The sequence below is a fragment of the Ensifer sp. GW101-20A05 genome, from assembly GCF_059424735.1.
In genome coordinates this window covers 119,644-134,388 of the sequence record NZ_JBWKZT010000011.1, presented here as the reverse complement: position 1 = coordinate 134,388, position 14,745 = coordinate 119,644, and the positions used below count along the sequence as shown (strand labels likewise).

Here is a 14,745-nt window from a genome sequence, read left to right as displayed (position 1 = left end):
TCAGCCCTCCTCGATCTCACGCGGTATCCGGAACCAGGCGACATAGAGCGCCGGCAGGAAGAGGAGCGTTAGTGCCGTGCCCACGACGATACCGCCCATCATTGCATAGGCCATGGGTCCCCAGAATATCTCGTGCGAGATCGGGATCAGCGCCAGGGTCGCGGCTGCGGCCGTCAGCATAATTGGTCGCATTCGGTGTTCGGTCGCCTCCACCACCGCCGTCCAGGGCGACTTTCCCGCGGCTCGCAATTCCTCGATCTCCACGATCAGGATCACCGAGTTGCGGATGAGAATGCCAACGAGTGCGAGCACCCCCAGAAGAGCGACGAAGCCGAGCGGGGCATTGCTCATGAACAGCGCCGCGACGACACCAATCAGCGCCAAAGGGGCAACCGAGAAGACCAGGAAGAGCCTGTGGAAGCTCTGGAGCTGGATCATCAGCAGGGTCGCCATGATAAGGAGCATGGCCGGCGCCACCGTGGCGATTGGCCCCTGCGACTTGGCGCTTTCTTCGACCGCGCCGCCGACTGCAACGGAATAGCCAACCGGCAGCGTCTTTTCGAACGCCGCAACCTTGTCGGCGAGCGCCTTCACGATGGTCGCCGGCTGCGTCGTACCACTGATCCCGGCCTTGATCGTGATGGTCGGGACCCTGTCGCGCCGCCAGATCGTCGGCTGTTCGAGCTCGTAACGGAACGTTGCGACCGATGAGAGCGGAACCGACTGACCGCTGCTGCTCTGCAGTTGCAGGTCGAGCAGCGTGTCGATCGAGCCGCGCTCCTTTTCCGAGGCACGACCGACGACATTGACCAGATAGATGTCGTCCCGGACCTGCGTTGCGGCGTCACCTTGTACGACGGTGTTGAGCGCCATCGCGATGTCTTGGGACGAGACACCGAGCTGCCGCGCCTTGTCCTGCAGCACGTCGATCTTTACGACACGTGCCGGTTCATTCCAGTTGAAGGCGAGATTCTTGAGGGAAGGATGGGCACCGATGACAGACCCCAGTTTCTGTGCCAGGTCGCGCACCGTCTGGAGGTCTTCGCCGGACACGCGGTACTGAATCGGCTTGCCGACCGGCGGTCCGATTTCCAGCAGCTTCACATAGGCGTCAGTGCCGGGAAAGGTCTTCTGGAGGTAAGCTTCCGCTTCTTGCTTCAGCTTGTCGCGGGCGTCGAGCTCCTTGGCGACGATAACGGTCTGACCGAAGGAAACGTCTGCCGGCTGCACGTCGAAGGAAAGGATGAAGCGCGGCGCGCCCCTTCCGACATATGTCGACCAGTGATCGACCGCAGGGTTTCCGGCCAGCATCTCGCGCTCGAACTGAGCCATTTGACGGCTCGTTTCGGCAATCGAGCTGTTCTGCGGCAGGTTCCAGTCAACGATCAGTTCCGGCCTGTCAGAGCTTGGGAAGAACTGCTGCGGCACCAATGTCAGCCCCGCGAGCGAACCTGCGAAGAGGAGAACGGTCGCGAGGATCGTCATCCAGCGCCAGCGCAAGCAGAACTGCAGCATGCTCGAGAATGCCCTCGCGAACCGGCCCTTGTGTTCAGCATGCTTCTTCATAGTCTTCGGCAGCAAGGTAACGCCGATGAGAGGCGTGAACAGGACGGCAACGATCCAGGAGACGACGAGCGATACGGCGATCACGACGAAGAGGGTGAAAGTGAATTCGCCGGCGCTGCTCTTGTTGAAGGCGACCGGGATGAAGCCCGCGACGGTCACGAGCGTGCCGGTCAGCATCGGAAAGGCCGTGGACGTGTAGACGTAGGTGGCGGCCTTCCTGAGACTGTCACCCATTTCCAGCCGTGCCACCATCATTTCGACCGCGATCATTGCGTCGTCGACGAGAAGACCGAGTGCGATAATGAGCGCACCGAGCGAGATTCGCTGCAGTGAAATGCCCGAATAGAGCATCACCATAAAGGTGATAGCGAGAACCAACGGGATCGCGATCGCCACGACCAGGCCTGCCCGGAAACCGAGACTGATAAAACTGATCGCGAGCACGATGGCCACCGCCTCGAACAGGGCCTTCGTGAAGCCTCCCACGGCCTCGTGAACGACTTTCGGTTGGTCGGATACCTGTTCGACCGAGACGCCGACGGGAAGATCCTGAACGATCCCGGCCATCGTCTTTTCGAGCGCTTCGCCAAAGGCAAGCAGGTTACCGCCGGTCTTCATGCCAATTGCGAGCCCGATGGCCGGTTTTCCCTTGAATCGGAAGAGCGAGGTCGGCGGGTCGACATAGCCACGCGTGATGTTGGCAACGTCTGTCAGCGGGAAGAATCGGTCGTTTACCCGTAGGTTGATCCCACGCAAGGTGTCTTCGGAGATAAAGCGTCCTCCGACCCGCAATGCGACGCGTTCTGGTCCCGTCTGAATGAAACCCGACTGGGTGACGGCGTTCTGCGCCTGCAGCGTGGAAATAATGTCGGCGCGGTTAAGGCCGAGGGCCGCGATCTTGCGGGTGGAGAACTCAAGATAGATGACCTCGTCCTGCGCGCCGACGATGTCGACCTTGCCGACGTCCGCAATCTTGAGGATCTGGGTACGGGCATCTTCCGCGAAGTCCCGCAGTTCCCGGTGACTTAGCCCGTCGCTGGTTAAGGCAAATATATTGCCGTAGACATCGCCGAACTGGTCATCGAACAACGGACCGATGACGCCCTGAGGGAACTCGTGTTTGATGTCGTCGATCAGGTTGCGCACCCGCGACCAGGTGGGCTTTACATCCTGCGCATTCGTATCCGGCAACAGATCGACGAAGACGATCGTCTGGCCGGCGGTTGTGATACTGCGGGTGTGTTCGAGATTGTTGAGTTCCTGCAGCTTCTTTTCGATGCGGTCGGTAACCTGCTGCGTCACTTCCTGGGCAGAGGCGCCGGGCCATTGGGCCTGGATCACCATCGTCTTGATCGTGAAGGATGGATCCTCTTCACGGCCAAGGCTTAGATAGGCAAACGCTCCCGCCACTGCGAAGATGATCATGAAATACCAGACGAGCGAGCGGTGCTCGAGCGCCCAGTCTGAAAGATTGAATTTGTTCACGGGCGATTATCCTGTTCAGTTCTCACACTCTGCCCCTCGGCAAGTTCATTCACGCCGGCGACGACGATCTCTTCGCCATCCTTGAGCCCGGAGAGGACTTGGACAGAACGGATGTCCGTGGAGGAGCCGTCGAGCCGCACGGCTTTGAGCGAGACGGTGTGTGTCTCCGGGTCAACCACCCAGACACGGTCGGCGCCGTCCTTCTTGACGACGGCCGTTGCCGGTACGTCGATCGCCGCCCCTTGCCGAACGCCGGCTGGTGCCGCGGTCACTACCGATCCCAGCCGGAAGACCTCCGGCGCCTCATCGATGGCGATTTTCAGCCGATGAGTACGAGTACCGGCATCCGCCTGCGGGCCAATTTCGCGCAGGACGCCGGAGGTCTGCAGCGCGTCATCGAGTTGGAGGGCAATGTCCGCTCGGTCCCCCAGACGCAACGATCGTAGATACGTTTCGGGAACGTCGACGACTACGTCGCGCTGATCAAGACGCGCAAGCTTCAGGACAGGCTGCCCGGCAGTTACCGTCTGTCCGACTTCGACCCAGGTCGCAGTCACAACACCATCGAACTCGGCCTTCAACACAGCATAGCCAAGCTGCTCGCGTACCTTCTCCAGGCTGGCATTTGCCTTGCCGACGCCCGCCCAGGCCGATTTCAGCGCCTGATCGGCGAGGTCCAGATCCGCGGTGCTCGCGGCGCTCGTCGAGGCAAGCCTCCGCTTGCGGTCCTGCGTCAACAAGGCATTCTCGAACTGCGCTTCAGCGTTGCGCAGATCGGCTTCGGCGCTGCGGACCGCAAGCTGAAGAGCAAACGGATCGATTTCAGCCACGACATCGCCGGCACGCACGAGGTCGCCAACATTTACCTTGCGCGACACGACGCGTCCCAAGGTTCGGAATGCAAGATCGGTCTCAACCCTGGCCTGGACGATCCCGGGGAGGCGCACTAGCTGCACGTGCGCTGCACTCACCGCAACGGACTTGACCGGCCGCGGCCTGGCGGTCTCACCTGCGCCGGCATCCTGACTACAGCCGGCAAGAATCGCCAGCGCTGCCAGGAGTGAAAACGAGACTTGGGGACGATAAGCAACCATCTTACTTGCCCTCCCAGGCCACCACTTGGCCTTGCTTGAGGAACTTTCCGCCCTCTGTGACGATCAGGTCTTGCGGAGCGATCCCGCCCTCCACGATCAGATCGCTTTGCCGGTACTTAGCGACTGCGATCTTTTGCAGCGAGACGGAGTTCTTCACGGGGTTGATGCGCCACACGGCGGGCTCGCCCATCGCGGAGGCGATCGCGCCGGCGGGCAGGACAATCCCCTTGCGTGACGGCGAACGGAATTCACCGACAACCGGCGTGCCAAGCGGCCATTGCGCATCTTCCGCAAGCGCCACCTTGATGCGGATCGTTCCGGTTCTCGTGTCGATGAAAGGAGCGATCTCCCTGACGGTCGCTTGAGTTTCGAGCGCGCGATCCCCGACCGGTGCGACACCGACCTGCGCCAATGGCCGTCCTTCGAGAAAGAAAGCCTCGAAGACGTCGAAAACGGCGTCGCGGGGGCCGTCATGGGCGAGAGTGAAGGCAGGCTGCGCCGCGGAAACCACCTGGCCGACTTCGATCTCGCGCGCGGTGATGATCCCTCCCGAGCCGGCCTTCAACTCGGTATGCGACAATGCGTCCTTCGCCGTTGCCAACGCCGCTTCCGCAGCATCCAGTGACGCTCGTGCCGTTCGCAGTTCCTTGTCAGCCTGATCGAAGGTCGCCTGAGCAATCGAGCGTGAGCGCAATAGCGCGTCATACCGTTCGAACGTCAGGGCCTTTTGCTTGACGATCGCCTGTGCCGATTCGAGCCCAGCGCGGGCTACCTCCACATCGGCCCGTTGTTCGGTATCGTTGAGACGAGCGAGGACGTCGCCGGCGTCCACATGCGATCCAACGTCGACGAGACGCTCGATAACCCTGCCGCTGACGCGGAAGGACAGATCGGATTGGATCCGTGCCTTGACTTCGCCGGTAATCTCTGCGGCCGGTTGATACTCGGCCGCAGACGCGCGAACCGCCCGAACCTGCTGTGGTGGCGCGGCCACTTCGGCTTTGTCTTCGCAAGCGGCGAGATAGGCGCAGGCGAGACCAATTCCAATCAAACGAAAGGGCTTCATGTTTTTCTCCACAGCGGTTTGCAATCAAAAGGGTGGTGCGCTAGTATCACTGACTAACGAGTTAGTCAATTAGTTGAGCAAGGCGCCGGGATGATCACAGTTGCCAAAGCGGCGAACCGTCTGTACCCGGGCTAACCTGCTAGGATTGCTTGCAACCAGGCGACCCGAACAACCGGTCCAATCCAGCAGGAAATGGAAGTGTGATGACAAAGACCGAAAAGAAGACCTCTCGGGCGGAACAAAAAGCCAGGCGCCCTCAGGAGATCCTCGAGGCCGCGTTCGAAGAATTTACCGTCAAGGGATACGCGGCGACGCGGGTGGAAGACGTTGCTGCCCGCCTCGGGGTGACGAAGGGCACCGTCTATCTCTATTTTCCGACGAAGGACGTTCTCTTCGAGGAAATGTTCCGCCATATGTCGACCCCGTTCGCGGACCTGCTGGCGTCTGTCGGCACACTCGAAGGTTCGACGGCGGACCAGCTACGGGCCCTTCTGCTCCTGGCATACGAAAAGATCGCCGACGACCGGAAAACAAGAGAACTCCTGCGCTTGTCATTGTCCGAGGGGACGCGCTTCCCCGACATTGTGGACCGACACCATGACGAGTTCATCGCTCCGTTGATCGCTGCCGTCCGTACGCTCGTCGATGAAGGCGTGGCATCGGGAGAATTCCGCGAGGGGGCCGCGTCAAAGTTTCCCGACGTCGTCGCCAGTTCGATCCTTCACGTTGCCGTGTGGCGCCTGATGTTTGCGGATCGAAAGCCGATTGATGGGCCTGCCTTCATCGAGGCGCATTTCGACCTGGCCCTAAACGGACTGTTACCGCGTTCATAGCCCCAGGTGGATCTTGCCGATCTCTGTGCACCTCTAAAGTCGCATAGAATCTCCTATCTTTTCCGGTGTGGAACTCGAACCGGGCCGGATCGTCCCCGCCTACCGAATGTTCCTTATCAGGGGATGGCGAGACTTCGAATAAACTGCTCGCCTCCGAGCACGATGAAAGACACGACGGCCATCATAAGGCCCCGCCGGAAGCGCACCTGTTTGATGATCCTGACGCGAGACGTCTTGAGCAGCTCGGCGCCGAGCACCGAGGTCCAGTCGGATCTCAGCGCCTCTCGGACGAAGTCTTTGAGATCGGCAAATGTGTCGGGTTCGACATAGTAGACGCGCTGATCGGAAGCAGCGGACGTTTTCCCGAGCAGGTCCTTTTCTGCGCGGGTTCGGCTCGGATAGAGCACTTGCCCGAACTGCAGGATCGGCAGGATGACAACGCCCCAGACCACGGCGAAGAACAGCGGGCCAAGCGGTGCACGCGTCGGCAGGAGATCGCCGAAATGCAGCACCAGATTGAGTGCCAGGATGTAGCCGGCGCCAACGATCTGCGCCTTGGTGTCATAGGAGCGCGCCGTCACTTGCGTTTCCTGCAACGCGGCAAGGAGCATCCTGTCTACATAATCCTGCTTGTTCTCACTCGGCGAGACGTACATCGGGGTATCCGATCGAAGAGAGCGCTCAAGGAGCGAGGCTGGGGTCTCCGGCATGGCTGTTCCGCCTCAGTGCAGCCGTACGGCAGCAGGCGCCGCGAGTGCACGCGGATCTATCGCCGGCTCGTCCGTCTCCCGAAATTGGTTGACGGCGATATAGGAGACCAGCGTCAGCATGGTCGCGACTGCGAGTCCGAGGACTTCGCAACTGCCAGAGAGATAAAGGCTAGCAACACAGACACAAAGAAACTGACCGGACGACGGGCGCATGAAAGCCTCCGCTCGAAAGGTTCGAGGTTGTAAGGGTTTGACGATGAGAAGGCCTACGCATGATCAAATTTGACCTTCGGCTTGACTAATATGTCAATTCGACCTTAACGTCAATATGAGAATTACGCTTTTGTACGATGCAGGAGTTCTCTCCTCGCCGAGCCTAGCGCCGGGAATACGGGGGCGCGATGATAGTACTTCTTGCGCACTGGGTTTGCCGGTAGCTTTACGACGGCTGCAGCGGCACGATCGCACAGAACTAGCCGGTGCTGCCCCTCCGCGACTTAGAAAGGTCGTCGCATCTGGTTAGGGCTGATAACTGGACATTCTGGTCAATATGACCTATTTGCATGAAAAGTTTTCAGGTTGTCTGTACGTGGCCAAAATCGATCCGATCCGACGCGCCGAAATCGGGCGTGAAAAGCGCGCGAGAACTCGAGCGCAGCTTGTTGCTGCCGCCAATTCGCTGTTTGCTAGGCAGGCGGTGGAATCTGTCACAGTGGATGACGTGGTCAAGGAGGCCGGCGTCGCCAAGGGAACCTTCTACGTTCATTTCGACAGCCTGGAGGCAGTGACCGCAGCGGTCGCGGAGGAGCTGGTGCGGTCCTTCGACGAACTGCTGCAGCCGGGCCGAGGCTCCCTCACCGACCCTGCTCTAAAGATTGCCTTCGGGTGCTACTCATTCATCGACAAGGCTCTCAAAGACCCTCTATGGGCCAGCGTTGTCGCAAGACTGGCGGCAGCGGCGCCGAAGGGCGGCGAGATTGCCCGCCGCCGCCTCTTCGAAGACCTACAGCAGTTCTCAAAGGCATTGCCGGACGACGGGGTGTCTGCAGAGCTGAAACTGGAGATTGTCGTCGGAATCATGCTCCAGATCTTACGCGCGCTCGGCGAAGGAAGGTTGTCCTCGATCGACCGTGACGCTGCCATCAGCGCGATTCTGCGCGCGATCGGCCTCAATGCCCAGGAGGCCAAGTCTGTCCTTATGCGCTTACCGGCAACTCCCATGTCGGACAATTCCTCGCGAAGCGCGACCAAGTAGCGAACATGCGGGGCGGAGCAAGCTTCGCGATTTCGGACTGCTTTGCGAGCGGCACACCCCGGGGGCATGGTACATGCTCTATAATGCCGACACGGAAGCTTCGCCAGAACCCATCAAGGACTCGGGCTCTTGGGTCGGGCGCTCCCGATGGCCCGAAGTGCCGCTTCCAGGGCCTGGCTGGACAATTCAGGGGGGGCGACTCGTTGGAGAATGCCACGGGTCACCTGCAGCCAAATTCCAACGAGGATGTCGACAGCCAGTTCCGGGTCCCTCACTGTCATATGCCCTTGGGCAATCGCCTCAGCAATCTCGGTTTTGAGATTGTCGCGAACACTGCGGGCGAACTCGCCGCGGGTTTGCGCGCTCTGAACGACCAACCGCGCCCAGCCAGTGTCTGAAATCGCTTTTTCCAGTGATTGCGTGAAGGCGAAAGAAATACGGGCGATAGGGTCGCTCATCTCGAACCGATCAGGCGACAGCACGTCGTCGAAACTCCGGCCGAGTTGCCCGGTTACCTCAGAAACCAACTCCTCGATATTCTGGAAGTGATAGTAGAAGGTGCCCTTGGCGAGGCCCGCTGCCTCTGCAACAGCTTCCACTGTGAGGGCCTTGGCGGGCCCTTGCGCGAGCAACATCGTCCCCGCTTCGACGATTTGCGCGTGCGTCCTGGCCCGCCTTTCGCGCCCGATCTTCGCCCGGCGCTCCATATTTATCTTTGCCATTCGTCAACCTGCTCCGCAAATCCCGTGGCTCGCTATGAGCATATAGTCGTTTTGACTATTGCGTTCAATTGTATTGGAGCTTTCGCTTCCCGGCGCCGCGCCCGATCGACGGATGCAGCAGGCCAAGCCATCCTGAAAGGGCAACCGCAAAATCGCGACAGAGGCGATCGAAAGCTGGCGTGACCCATTTCTAATTTCCAGATGATCAGTGAATTTTCATATTGACTATATCGTCGAAATGACTTTATAATCATTTCTGTTGATCGAGACTTCCATCTTGCTCAGCCCCATCCCCGCTCAATTCCGTGTGTGAGGTTCATCGATGCCATCCCTCCTGCATCTCGATTCCAGCATTCTCGGCGGAAACTCCGTCAGCCGAGCGCTTTCGGCGGCTGTGGTCACACGCCTTAAGGATCTCAATCCTGGCTTTGACGTGGTGTATCGCGACCTTGCAGCCCAGCCGATCCCACACCTCTCAGGCAACTACGTAGCCGTGGTCAGGGGAGGCTTGGAAGCGAGCCATGATGCCGCGCTTCAGGCCGACCTTGCGCTTGGCCAAGCTGTTCTGGAAGAGTTCCTGGCAGCCGACACCGTCGTTCTCGGCGCAGCCCAGTATAATTTCAGCGTGCCCAGCCAACTGAAAGCGTGGATTGATCGAATCGCCGTCCCGGGCAAGACGTTTCGGTACACCGAAAAGGGACCCGAAGGCTTGGTGTTCAACAAGCGCGTCATCATAGCGTTGGCGCGCGGCGGCTTCTACGGACCGGGTTCACCAGCAGAGAAATTGGAGCACACGCTGAGCTATCTGAAGAGCGTGCTGACTTTCATCGGAATCGCCAGTCCTGAGGTTATCACTGCAGATGGGGTCAACGTAAGTTCCGAGCAGAGAAAGTCGTCGCTGAAGGAGGCAGCGGCAAAAGTTGCCGAGCTAGAAGATAGCAAAAGCATGTTGGAGAGTCCGTCCGCGCGGGCCTTAATCGCTTAAAAGTGCCGTCTGCCAAGAGAATTAGGAGAGCCAAGCCATCAGCCGGGGACCGGGGCCGACTACCCGGCACGCCGCGCCGCGGGAAGGCCAGGGAAGTCGATGCCCCTCACCTCCATGGGCTCGAACTTGCTGTTGGGCAGATCGATGCCAAGACCTGCGGAGACCAACGACACCAGCGAGAAGGTGTCGTCGCAGTATAGGCGAAACTCTTCGACAGATCGTGCTCCTCGAACTTTTTAGTGAAATATCGCTCAGTGTCAGAGAGGTTCTGCCGTGAGAACGAGATGATCTTCTCGCCCTTCAGATCCTCCACGCCGATCTCGCTTCGGGCAAGGCGACGACACGCGACGTGCTGACGAGGCTCTCGCGCGCAGCTGGTCGGGGCCCCAATCGACTGTGCCCCGGCATCGCCCTCCCCCACGCAGTTAAAGCCAGCGCACCATTTTGCCTGAGGCAATGCCGGCCGGACAGATTCACGCGTTTGACACCAAGCACCCCTTTGGTGGACCTCACCGCGGCACAATCCGCGTTAGATACGCTGTGCAGTCAGGGCCGGTGCTATGCCGCACAGTGTTTGACAAAGACCCGCGTGCCCGCTTTGAAACCTACTACTCTCCTTATGATTGTGATCGCCCACAAGGAGGGGCTTACACGAGACTAGGCGCGTCGCCGCCTACCCAAAAAACAGGGTCCATGCTATTTTAGAAACCTAGAAAGGCCAGCCATGCGCGGGTTATTGGCATTGGAAACGCTGATCTTCACGGCGACAATCGCCGCCGCGGGGAATTCCGTGTTCGATGCCGTAACAGCCCGAGATTCCGCCGCTGTCGAGAAGGCTCTGGCCTCGGGCGCCGATGTCAACAGCCGGGCGCACGATCAAGCGACGCCTCTGATAAACGCTGCTTTGGCCGACCAGCTCGCAATCGCCGAGTTGCTGATACATAAAGGTGCCGACGTTATGGCGCGAAACTCTGGCGGCTTTACCCCGCTTCATGCCGCGGCCTTTTCTGGCAGCCTGCCGATCACCAAACTACTGCTCGCCCACGGCGCGACGCTCGACGATGCGGCCAATAAGGCGGGTGTGACGCCGCTGATGGTTGCCGGGGAGGAAAACCACGTCGCTCTCGCTACGTTTCTTCTCGCCAGGGGAGCCGATGTCGGCCGTGTGGAGGTTCACGGCTACACGCCCATCACACGGGCGTTTTGGAAAGGCAATACCGACATTGTCCGGCTGTTGAAGCGGCATGGCGCGACCTGTCCTCCGGCCAGCGTTTTGGGCGACGACGATTACATGAAGTGTTTGGGAATCCACGATTGAGCAGGAGGGAACGATGCATGCGATGAGCAAACGCGCTCCGACTCGGGGGCTTCGCGGATCTGTGGCGATGGTTATCCTTGCGATCGCAGCCAATGTTGGTGGACCATCAGCTTTCGCCGATGACTCGGTGAACACAGGCTACTTCGGCGGCGTAGCGATCATGGGATACGACCCGGTCGCCTACTTCACCCGCGGCAAGGCAATGAAAGGTTCCGAAAAATTCTCCTACGAATGGCTGGGGACGCCCTGGCATTTCGCCAATGCCAAACACCGCGAAATGTTTATCAGCGAGCCGATGAAGTATGCGCCGCAGTATGGCGGCTACTGCGCGGGCGAGGTCGCATTCGGGTCAGTCACGGTAAACATCGATCCAGAAGCGTTCAAGATTATCGACGGCAAGCTTTACTTGACCTACGATCAGGGCGGTGCGAACTGGTTTGCGACCCACGCGGTGGAAGCAGTGGCCAAAGCCGATGACAATTGGCCGAAGATCGCGGCCGACCTCAAGCTGGATCAATATCACTGAACCGCCACGGATGCGCGTATCTATTTGACTGGCGAGAAGTAGAAGACCTTGCTCGAGTTCACGTAAGCATAGCCGCCTTCATCGGGCGAACTTGCACGTTTGTAGACCGGGCCGCAATCGGCTTGACCAAATGCGTTTTCACTCTGCTCACAGAGCAAGTCCCCCTTGACGAAAACCGTTTCGGTCATCATCTGCGTTGCTGAGCGGAATGCCGCCTTGCCATCGCGGTTAACCTGCAGGAGTGCCGGGCTTCCGGAGGGGCCGATCTTACCCCGCAGAAGTTTCCCCATGACCGTGCTCGCTATTTCGTCACTGTTCAACCGGTCGTGCGCGTCGCCTTGGAATCCGAATGGCCACTCCGGCATACCGGCCTCGCGCAGGGCATCGAGGATAAACGCCAAGTCCTGCTCGTTTCGAAAGTGGGCATGACTCATCCGCCAGCCCGCCAGGGACTCCGCAGATTTGCTACCGCCGAGCAGCCGGATTCCTTCGGCGACAGCCGCACGGGCATCCTCAAGCCGGGCGACCTGGACGTAGGCCATAGCGAGAGGGGTAACGAAATAGCCGTTTCCGGGCGAACCATCGCGCGCAAGCGCAAAATTTTCGATGGCCTTCACGTAGTCGCGTTGTAGATAGAAAATCAGCCCAGCGGTATACCGGTCGATGGCCGACAGGTTCGGATCGAGCTTGAGCGCCGTCTCGACGGCCGCAGCGGCTTCGGCAAGGTTTCCGGAGAACAGTTGAACGTATGCGACGGCCATCTGCGCTTCGGCATCGGCGGACCCGAGGGCTATCGCCTGCCGTGCTGAGGCGATGGCCTCTTCATAGCGTCGCTCCACAACCTGAATGACGGCAAGGACCGCGTACGGCGATGAAAGGGCGGGGTCGAGCGCCAAGGCACGGCTTGCCTTGTCGTAGGCCCTTTTTCGCGCCAATGCGCTCTGGAGAACGTCGTCAAATGCGTTTCGCCAGACGTAAGCGGTGGCGCGCGCGTCGGCCGCGAAGGCCTCAGCAAAACCGGGGTCGAGCGCCTCCGCCTTGTCAAACAGGGCTAGGGCCTCCAGCAACTCGGAAGGGCGTCCGGTCCTCGTCGCCTGCTCGGCCCGCAGATAATTGTCATATGCTTCAAGGTTCGCGGTCGGCGGTCGGGCAATCCGTTCGGTCTGCGACCGGGTCAACTCTAACCCGAGTGCCTTAGCGATCTGCCTGCTCATCTCGTCTTGCAGCACGAATACCTCCGCTTCGTCGCGGTCGAACCTCTTGGCCCAAACATGGTCGCCGCTTGCGATATCGATCAGTTGGGCATTGATGCGGATTTGATCCCCCGTTCGACGAACGCTGCCCTCGACGACAAAATGCACGCCGAGTTTGCGTCCGATGTCCGCCGCAGCTTCGGCTTTGCCTTTGTAAGCGAACACCGAATTCCGGGCGGTGACCTCCACGTCCGATAGACTTGCGAGATCGGTAATCAGATCGTCGGTGATGCCATCGGTGAAATAATCCTCGGCCGGGTCGCCGCTCAGATTGGCGAATGGCAGCACCGCAACCGATGTATGCTGCGGGGCAAACGACCATTGCCATGCGAAGACGATCGCCAAGGTTCCGATCAGCATCGCGGCGAGGCCCACTACCAAGATAATAGCCCGACGGCCGTGCCTGCGGCCGACCGTCAAGACCTTTCCCCCCTCGGATGGGTCGAGCAGAACGCGATAGACACGGACCGGGTCGGCTATATTTTTCAGGTGCTGCTCACCGAGGGCCGAAAAGCCGACATTGGCCTTGTGCACGGCGTGATCGAACGCGGTTCCGGATATACATATCCCGCCAGGCTGGGCCACACTTTGCAGTCGCGCGGCTATGTTCACGCCGTCGCCGTAGATGTCATCGCCTTCGACGATGACGTCACCGAGATTGATGCCAATACGGAACTGAATTCGCTGTGCCGCGGTAACAGCCTCGCAGCGGCCGGCCATTCTCCGCTGGATCACGGCGGCACATTGAACCGCGTCCACAACGCTCGCGAATTCAACGAGCGCACCATCGCCCATGAGCTTGATGATGCGGCCATGGAAGTCGGCTATGGCGGGATCAACCAACTCCCGGCGGCAGGCCTTCAGCCGCTCTAGGGTGCCAACCTCGTCCTCTCCCATCAGGCGGCTATAGCCGACAACATCAGCAGAGAGTATTGCGGTGAGCCGCCTCTCCATTTTCCCGCCCACACTCCAATGGCCAACTTTATCCTACCACTTCGAGGGCGCGCAGGCATCGCAATGTTCTAGTGAAGCCATCACGAAGCTTACATCGCATAGCCCTGATTTTGGCGGGCGTGCTGTGCTGTGTGCTCCACTCCATTGTCGCCCGCATGCTGCCGCTCCGGTGACACTCGCAACGTTTCGCCCGGCTTCAGATCAAGGAATGCCGTCAGGCCAGTACGACCACGCCAAGCCAGCCAGCAAGAGCGTTACCTCCTCGCCTTCCGCCAGCCAGCCGGCCTCGCCTCAGATTCGGAGCCGGCGCCGCTGCCTCGATCGCCTATGTAACGGGGCCGTCGAAGAGCAGGGAGACGCGGAGCCCCTGCCATTCCTTCAGCCTTAGCGGACTTTCACGTTGGCGTGCTGGTTGGCGGCATCGGTATCAGTAGCGGGCGTCTGGGTGTCATGGCCGGTGAAGGGACTGCCCTGACCGGGCGCCAAGGTACCACTATGGCCTGCACTGTTTGTCGTGAAAGCGTGTGTGTTGGAAGATGCTGTGCCGCCAGCCGCCAATCCGTTCTGTTGCGCTTGGAATAGATGGTCGTCCGCTTGGGCGATCGCACCGGAGGAGATCAGCAAGGCCGCCGAGGCGGTAATCAAGGTAACGATCCTCATTGCAATAACTCCATCTTTTTTGTTGTCGAAGCGTATGACACGCCTGCTGGCGTCGTTATTCCTTTCGATGCGGTTGGCCACGATAGAATATGGGCTATCGCACAAGCCTTGGCGGTTGATCTACCGCGTCGTGGGATCGGACAGTATGGTCTATTGCGTCGCCGATGGGTCGCGAGACATGCAGTCATTCTCGAAAGGCGCCTATTCTGAGCAACAAGCTGAGGCTGTGCTGATACTGCGCTTAGGCTCGCCGTCAGGCGCTTTGTCGGCTTTCGGAGACGAACTCACGCCCCTCCCCTTCGCCAAAATGAGTTCTAT

13 protein-coding genes and 2 pseudogenes are annotated in these 14,745 nt (G+C 59.8%); 6 read left to right on the top strand and 9 right to left on the bottom strand.

Annotated elements, in window-relative coordinates:
• Genes AC070A_RS24335 through AC070A_RS24325 form a run of 3 tightly spaced genes read right to left on the bottom strand, consistent with a single transcriptional unit; the run spans window position 1 to window position 5,211 of the window.
• Window positions 1–3,051 (bottom strand): efflux RND transporter permease subunit, encoded by a 3,051-nt coding sequence (locus AC070A_RS24335; RefSeq protein ID WP_057255126.1) that lies wholly within the window; start codon window positions 3,049–3,051, stop codon window positions 1–3.
• Window positions 3,048–4,145: an efflux RND transporter periplasmic adaptor subunit gene (locus tag AC070A_RS24330; RefSeq protein ID WP_057255125.1), complete on the bottom strand. Its 1,098-nt coding sequence runs from the start codon at window positions 4,143–4,145 to the stop codon at window positions 3,048–3,050. Before AC070A_RS24330 ends, AC070A_RS24335 begins: the two co-directional genes overlap by 4 nt.
• Before the next feature lies 1 nt (window position 4,146).
• Window positions 4,147–5,211, bottom strand: a complete 1,065-nt coding sequence (locus tag AC070A_RS24325) for an efflux RND transporter periplasmic adaptor subunit (RefSeq protein ID WP_057255124.1) — start codon at window positions 5,209–5,211, stop codon at window positions 4,147–4,149.
• A 203-nt stretch (window positions 5,212–5,414) separates the two neighbouring features.
• Between AC070A_RS24325 and AC070A_RS24320 the strand changes: the two genes are divergently transcribed.
• Complete coding sequence (locus AC070A_RS24320) at window positions 5,415–6,044, top strand: TetR/AcrR family transcriptional regulator (protein ID WP_057255123.1); 630 nt, start codon at window positions 5,415–5,417, stop codon at window positions 6,042–6,044.
• Window positions 6,045–6,160: 116 nt separating this feature from the next.
• On the opposite strand, the gene AC070A_RS24315 is transcribed toward AC070A_RS24320, so the two are convergent.
• Together AC070A_RS24315 and AC070A_RS24310 are read right to left on the bottom strand one after the other, a co-directional pair.
• Window positions 6,161–6,754 (bottom strand): Pycsar system effector family protein, encoded by a 594-nt coding sequence (locus tag AC070A_RS24315; RefSeq protein WP_057255122.1) that lies wholly within the window; start codon window positions 6,752–6,754, stop codon window positions 6,161–6,163.
• Between the two features lie 12 nt (window positions 6,755–6,766).
• Window positions 6,767–6,967 carry a hypothetical protein gene (locus tag AC070A_RS24310; protein ID WP_156414745.1) on the bottom strand — a complete coding sequence of 67 codons (201 nt, stop codon included), beginning with the start codon at window positions 6,965–6,967 and terminating at the stop codon, window positions 6,767–6,769.
• A 337-nt stretch (window positions 6,968–7,304) separates the two neighbouring features.
• On the opposite strand from AC070A_RS24310, the gene AC070A_RS24305 reads away from it, so the two are divergent.
• Window positions 7,305–8,009: a TetR/AcrR family transcriptional regulator gene (locus AC070A_RS24305; RefSeq protein WP_244495727.1), complete on the top strand. Its 705-nt coding sequence runs from the start codon at window positions 7,305–7,307 to the stop codon at window positions 8,007–8,009.
• Window positions 8,010–8,122: 113 nt separating this feature from the next.
• On the opposite strand, the gene AC070A_RS24300 is transcribed toward AC070A_RS24305, so the two are convergent.
• A complete protein-coding gene (locus AC070A_RS24300; RefSeq protein ID WP_057255120.1) occupies window positions 8,123–8,731 on the bottom strand; it encodes a TetR/AcrR family transcriptional regulator in 609 nt (202 codons plus the stop codon).
• 322 nt (window positions 8,732–9,053) lie between these two features.
• Between AC070A_RS24300 and AC070A_RS24295 the strand changes: the two genes are divergently transcribed.
• On the top strand, window positions 9,054–9,716 hold the full coding sequence (locus tag AC070A_RS24295) for an FMN-dependent NADH-azoreductase (RefSeq protein ID WP_112994299.1): 663 nt from the start codon (window positions 9,054–9,056) through the stop codon (window positions 9,714–9,716).
• Between the two features lie 92 nt (window positions 9,717–9,808).
• Here AC070A_RS24295 and AC070A_RS24290 read toward each other — a convergent pair.
• A pseudogene (locus AC070A_RS24290) lies at window positions 9,809–10,044 on the bottom strand (LysR family transcriptional regulator); the annotation flags it as partial.
• Between the two features lie 396 nt (window positions 10,045–10,440).
• On the opposite strand from AC070A_RS24290, the gene AC070A_RS24285 reads away from it, so the two are divergent.
• Together AC070A_RS24285 and AC070A_RS24280 are read left to right on the top strand one after the other, a co-directional pair.
• Window positions 10,441–11,034: an ankyrin repeat domain-containing protein gene (locus AC070A_RS24285; protein ID WP_057255118.1), complete on the top strand. Its 594-nt coding sequence runs from the start codon at window positions 10,441–10,443 to the stop codon at window positions 11,032–11,034.
• A gap of 13 nt (window positions 11,035–11,047) precedes the next feature.
• Window positions 11,048–11,560 (top strand): YHS domain-containing (seleno)protein, encoded by a 513-nt coding sequence (locus tag AC070A_RS24280; protein ID WP_112994301.1) that lies wholly within the window; start codon window positions 11,048–11,050, stop codon window positions 11,558–11,560.
• 20 nt (window positions 11,561–11,580) lie between these two features.
• Here AC070A_RS24280 and AC070A_RS24275 read toward each other — a convergent pair whose 3' ends face one another.
• Together AC070A_RS24275 and AC070A_RS24270 are read right to left on the bottom strand one after the other, a co-directional pair.
• Entirely contained in the window at window positions 11,581–13,767 is a 2,187-nt protein-coding gene (locus AC070A_RS24275; protein ID WP_112994302.1) for an adenylate/guanylate cyclase domain-containing protein, read from the bottom strand.
• Between the two features lie 384 nt (window positions 13,768–14,151).
• Window positions 14,152–14,508 carry a hypothetical protein gene (locus AC070A_RS24270; protein WP_244495726.1) on the bottom strand — a complete coding sequence of 119 codons (357 nt, stop codon included), beginning with the start codon at window positions 14,506–14,508 and terminating at the stop codon, window positions 14,152–14,154.
• A gap of 13 nt (window positions 14,509–14,521) precedes the next feature.
• Here AC070A_RS24270 and AC070A_RS24265 point away from each other — a divergent pair.
• Window positions 14,522–14,617 (top strand): annotated as a pseudogene (locus tag AC070A_RS24265) (type II toxin-antitoxin system RelE/ParE family toxin); the annotation flags it as partial.
• Between the last annotated feature and the right edge of the window lie 128 nt (window positions 14,618–14,745).

Coding starts and splice junctions, on each gene's coding strand:
- AC070A_RS24285 (WP_057255118.1), top strand. CDS start 10,441: ATGCGCGGGTTATTGGCATTGGAAACGCTGATCTTCACGGCGACAATC.
- AC070A_RS24275 (WP_112994302.1), bottom strand. CDS start 13,767: ATGGAGAGGCGGCTCACCGCAATACTCTCTGCTGATGTTGTCGGCTAT.
- AC070A_RS24315 (WP_057255122.1), bottom strand. CDS start 6,754: ATGCCGGAGACCCCAGCCTCGCTCCTTGAGCGCTCTCTTCGATCGGAT.
- AC070A_RS24310 (WP_156414745.1), bottom strand. CDS start 6,967: ATGCGCCCGTCGTCCGGTCAGTTTCTTTGTGTCTGTGTTGCTAGCCTT.
- AC070A_RS24280 (WP_112994301.1), top strand. CDS start 11,048: ATGCATGCGATGAGCAAACGCGCTCCGACTCGGGGGCTTCGCGGATCT.
- AC070A_RS24325 (WP_057255124.1), bottom strand. CDS start 5,211: ATGAAGCCCTTTCGTTTGATTGGAATTGGTCTCGCCTGCGCCTATCTC.
- AC070A_RS24300 (WP_057255120.1), bottom strand. CDS start 8,731: ATGGCAAAGATAAATATGGAGCGCCGGGCGAAGATCGGGCGCGAAAGG.
- AC070A_RS24305 (WP_244495727.1), top strand. CDS start 7,305: ATGACCTATTTGCATGAAAAGTTTTCAGGTTGTCTGTACGTGGCCAAA.
- AC070A_RS24330 (WP_057255125.1), bottom strand. CDS start 4,145: ATGGTTGCTTATCGTCCCCAAGTCTCGTTTTCACTCCTGGCAGCGCTG.
- AC070A_RS24320 (WP_057255123.1), top strand. CDS start 5,415: ATGACAAAGACCGAAAAGAAGACCTCTCGGGCGGAACAAAAAGCCAGG.
- AC070A_RS24295 (WP_112994299.1), top strand. CDS start 9,054: ATGCCATCCCTCCTGCATCTCGATTCCAGCATTCTCGGCGGAAACTCC.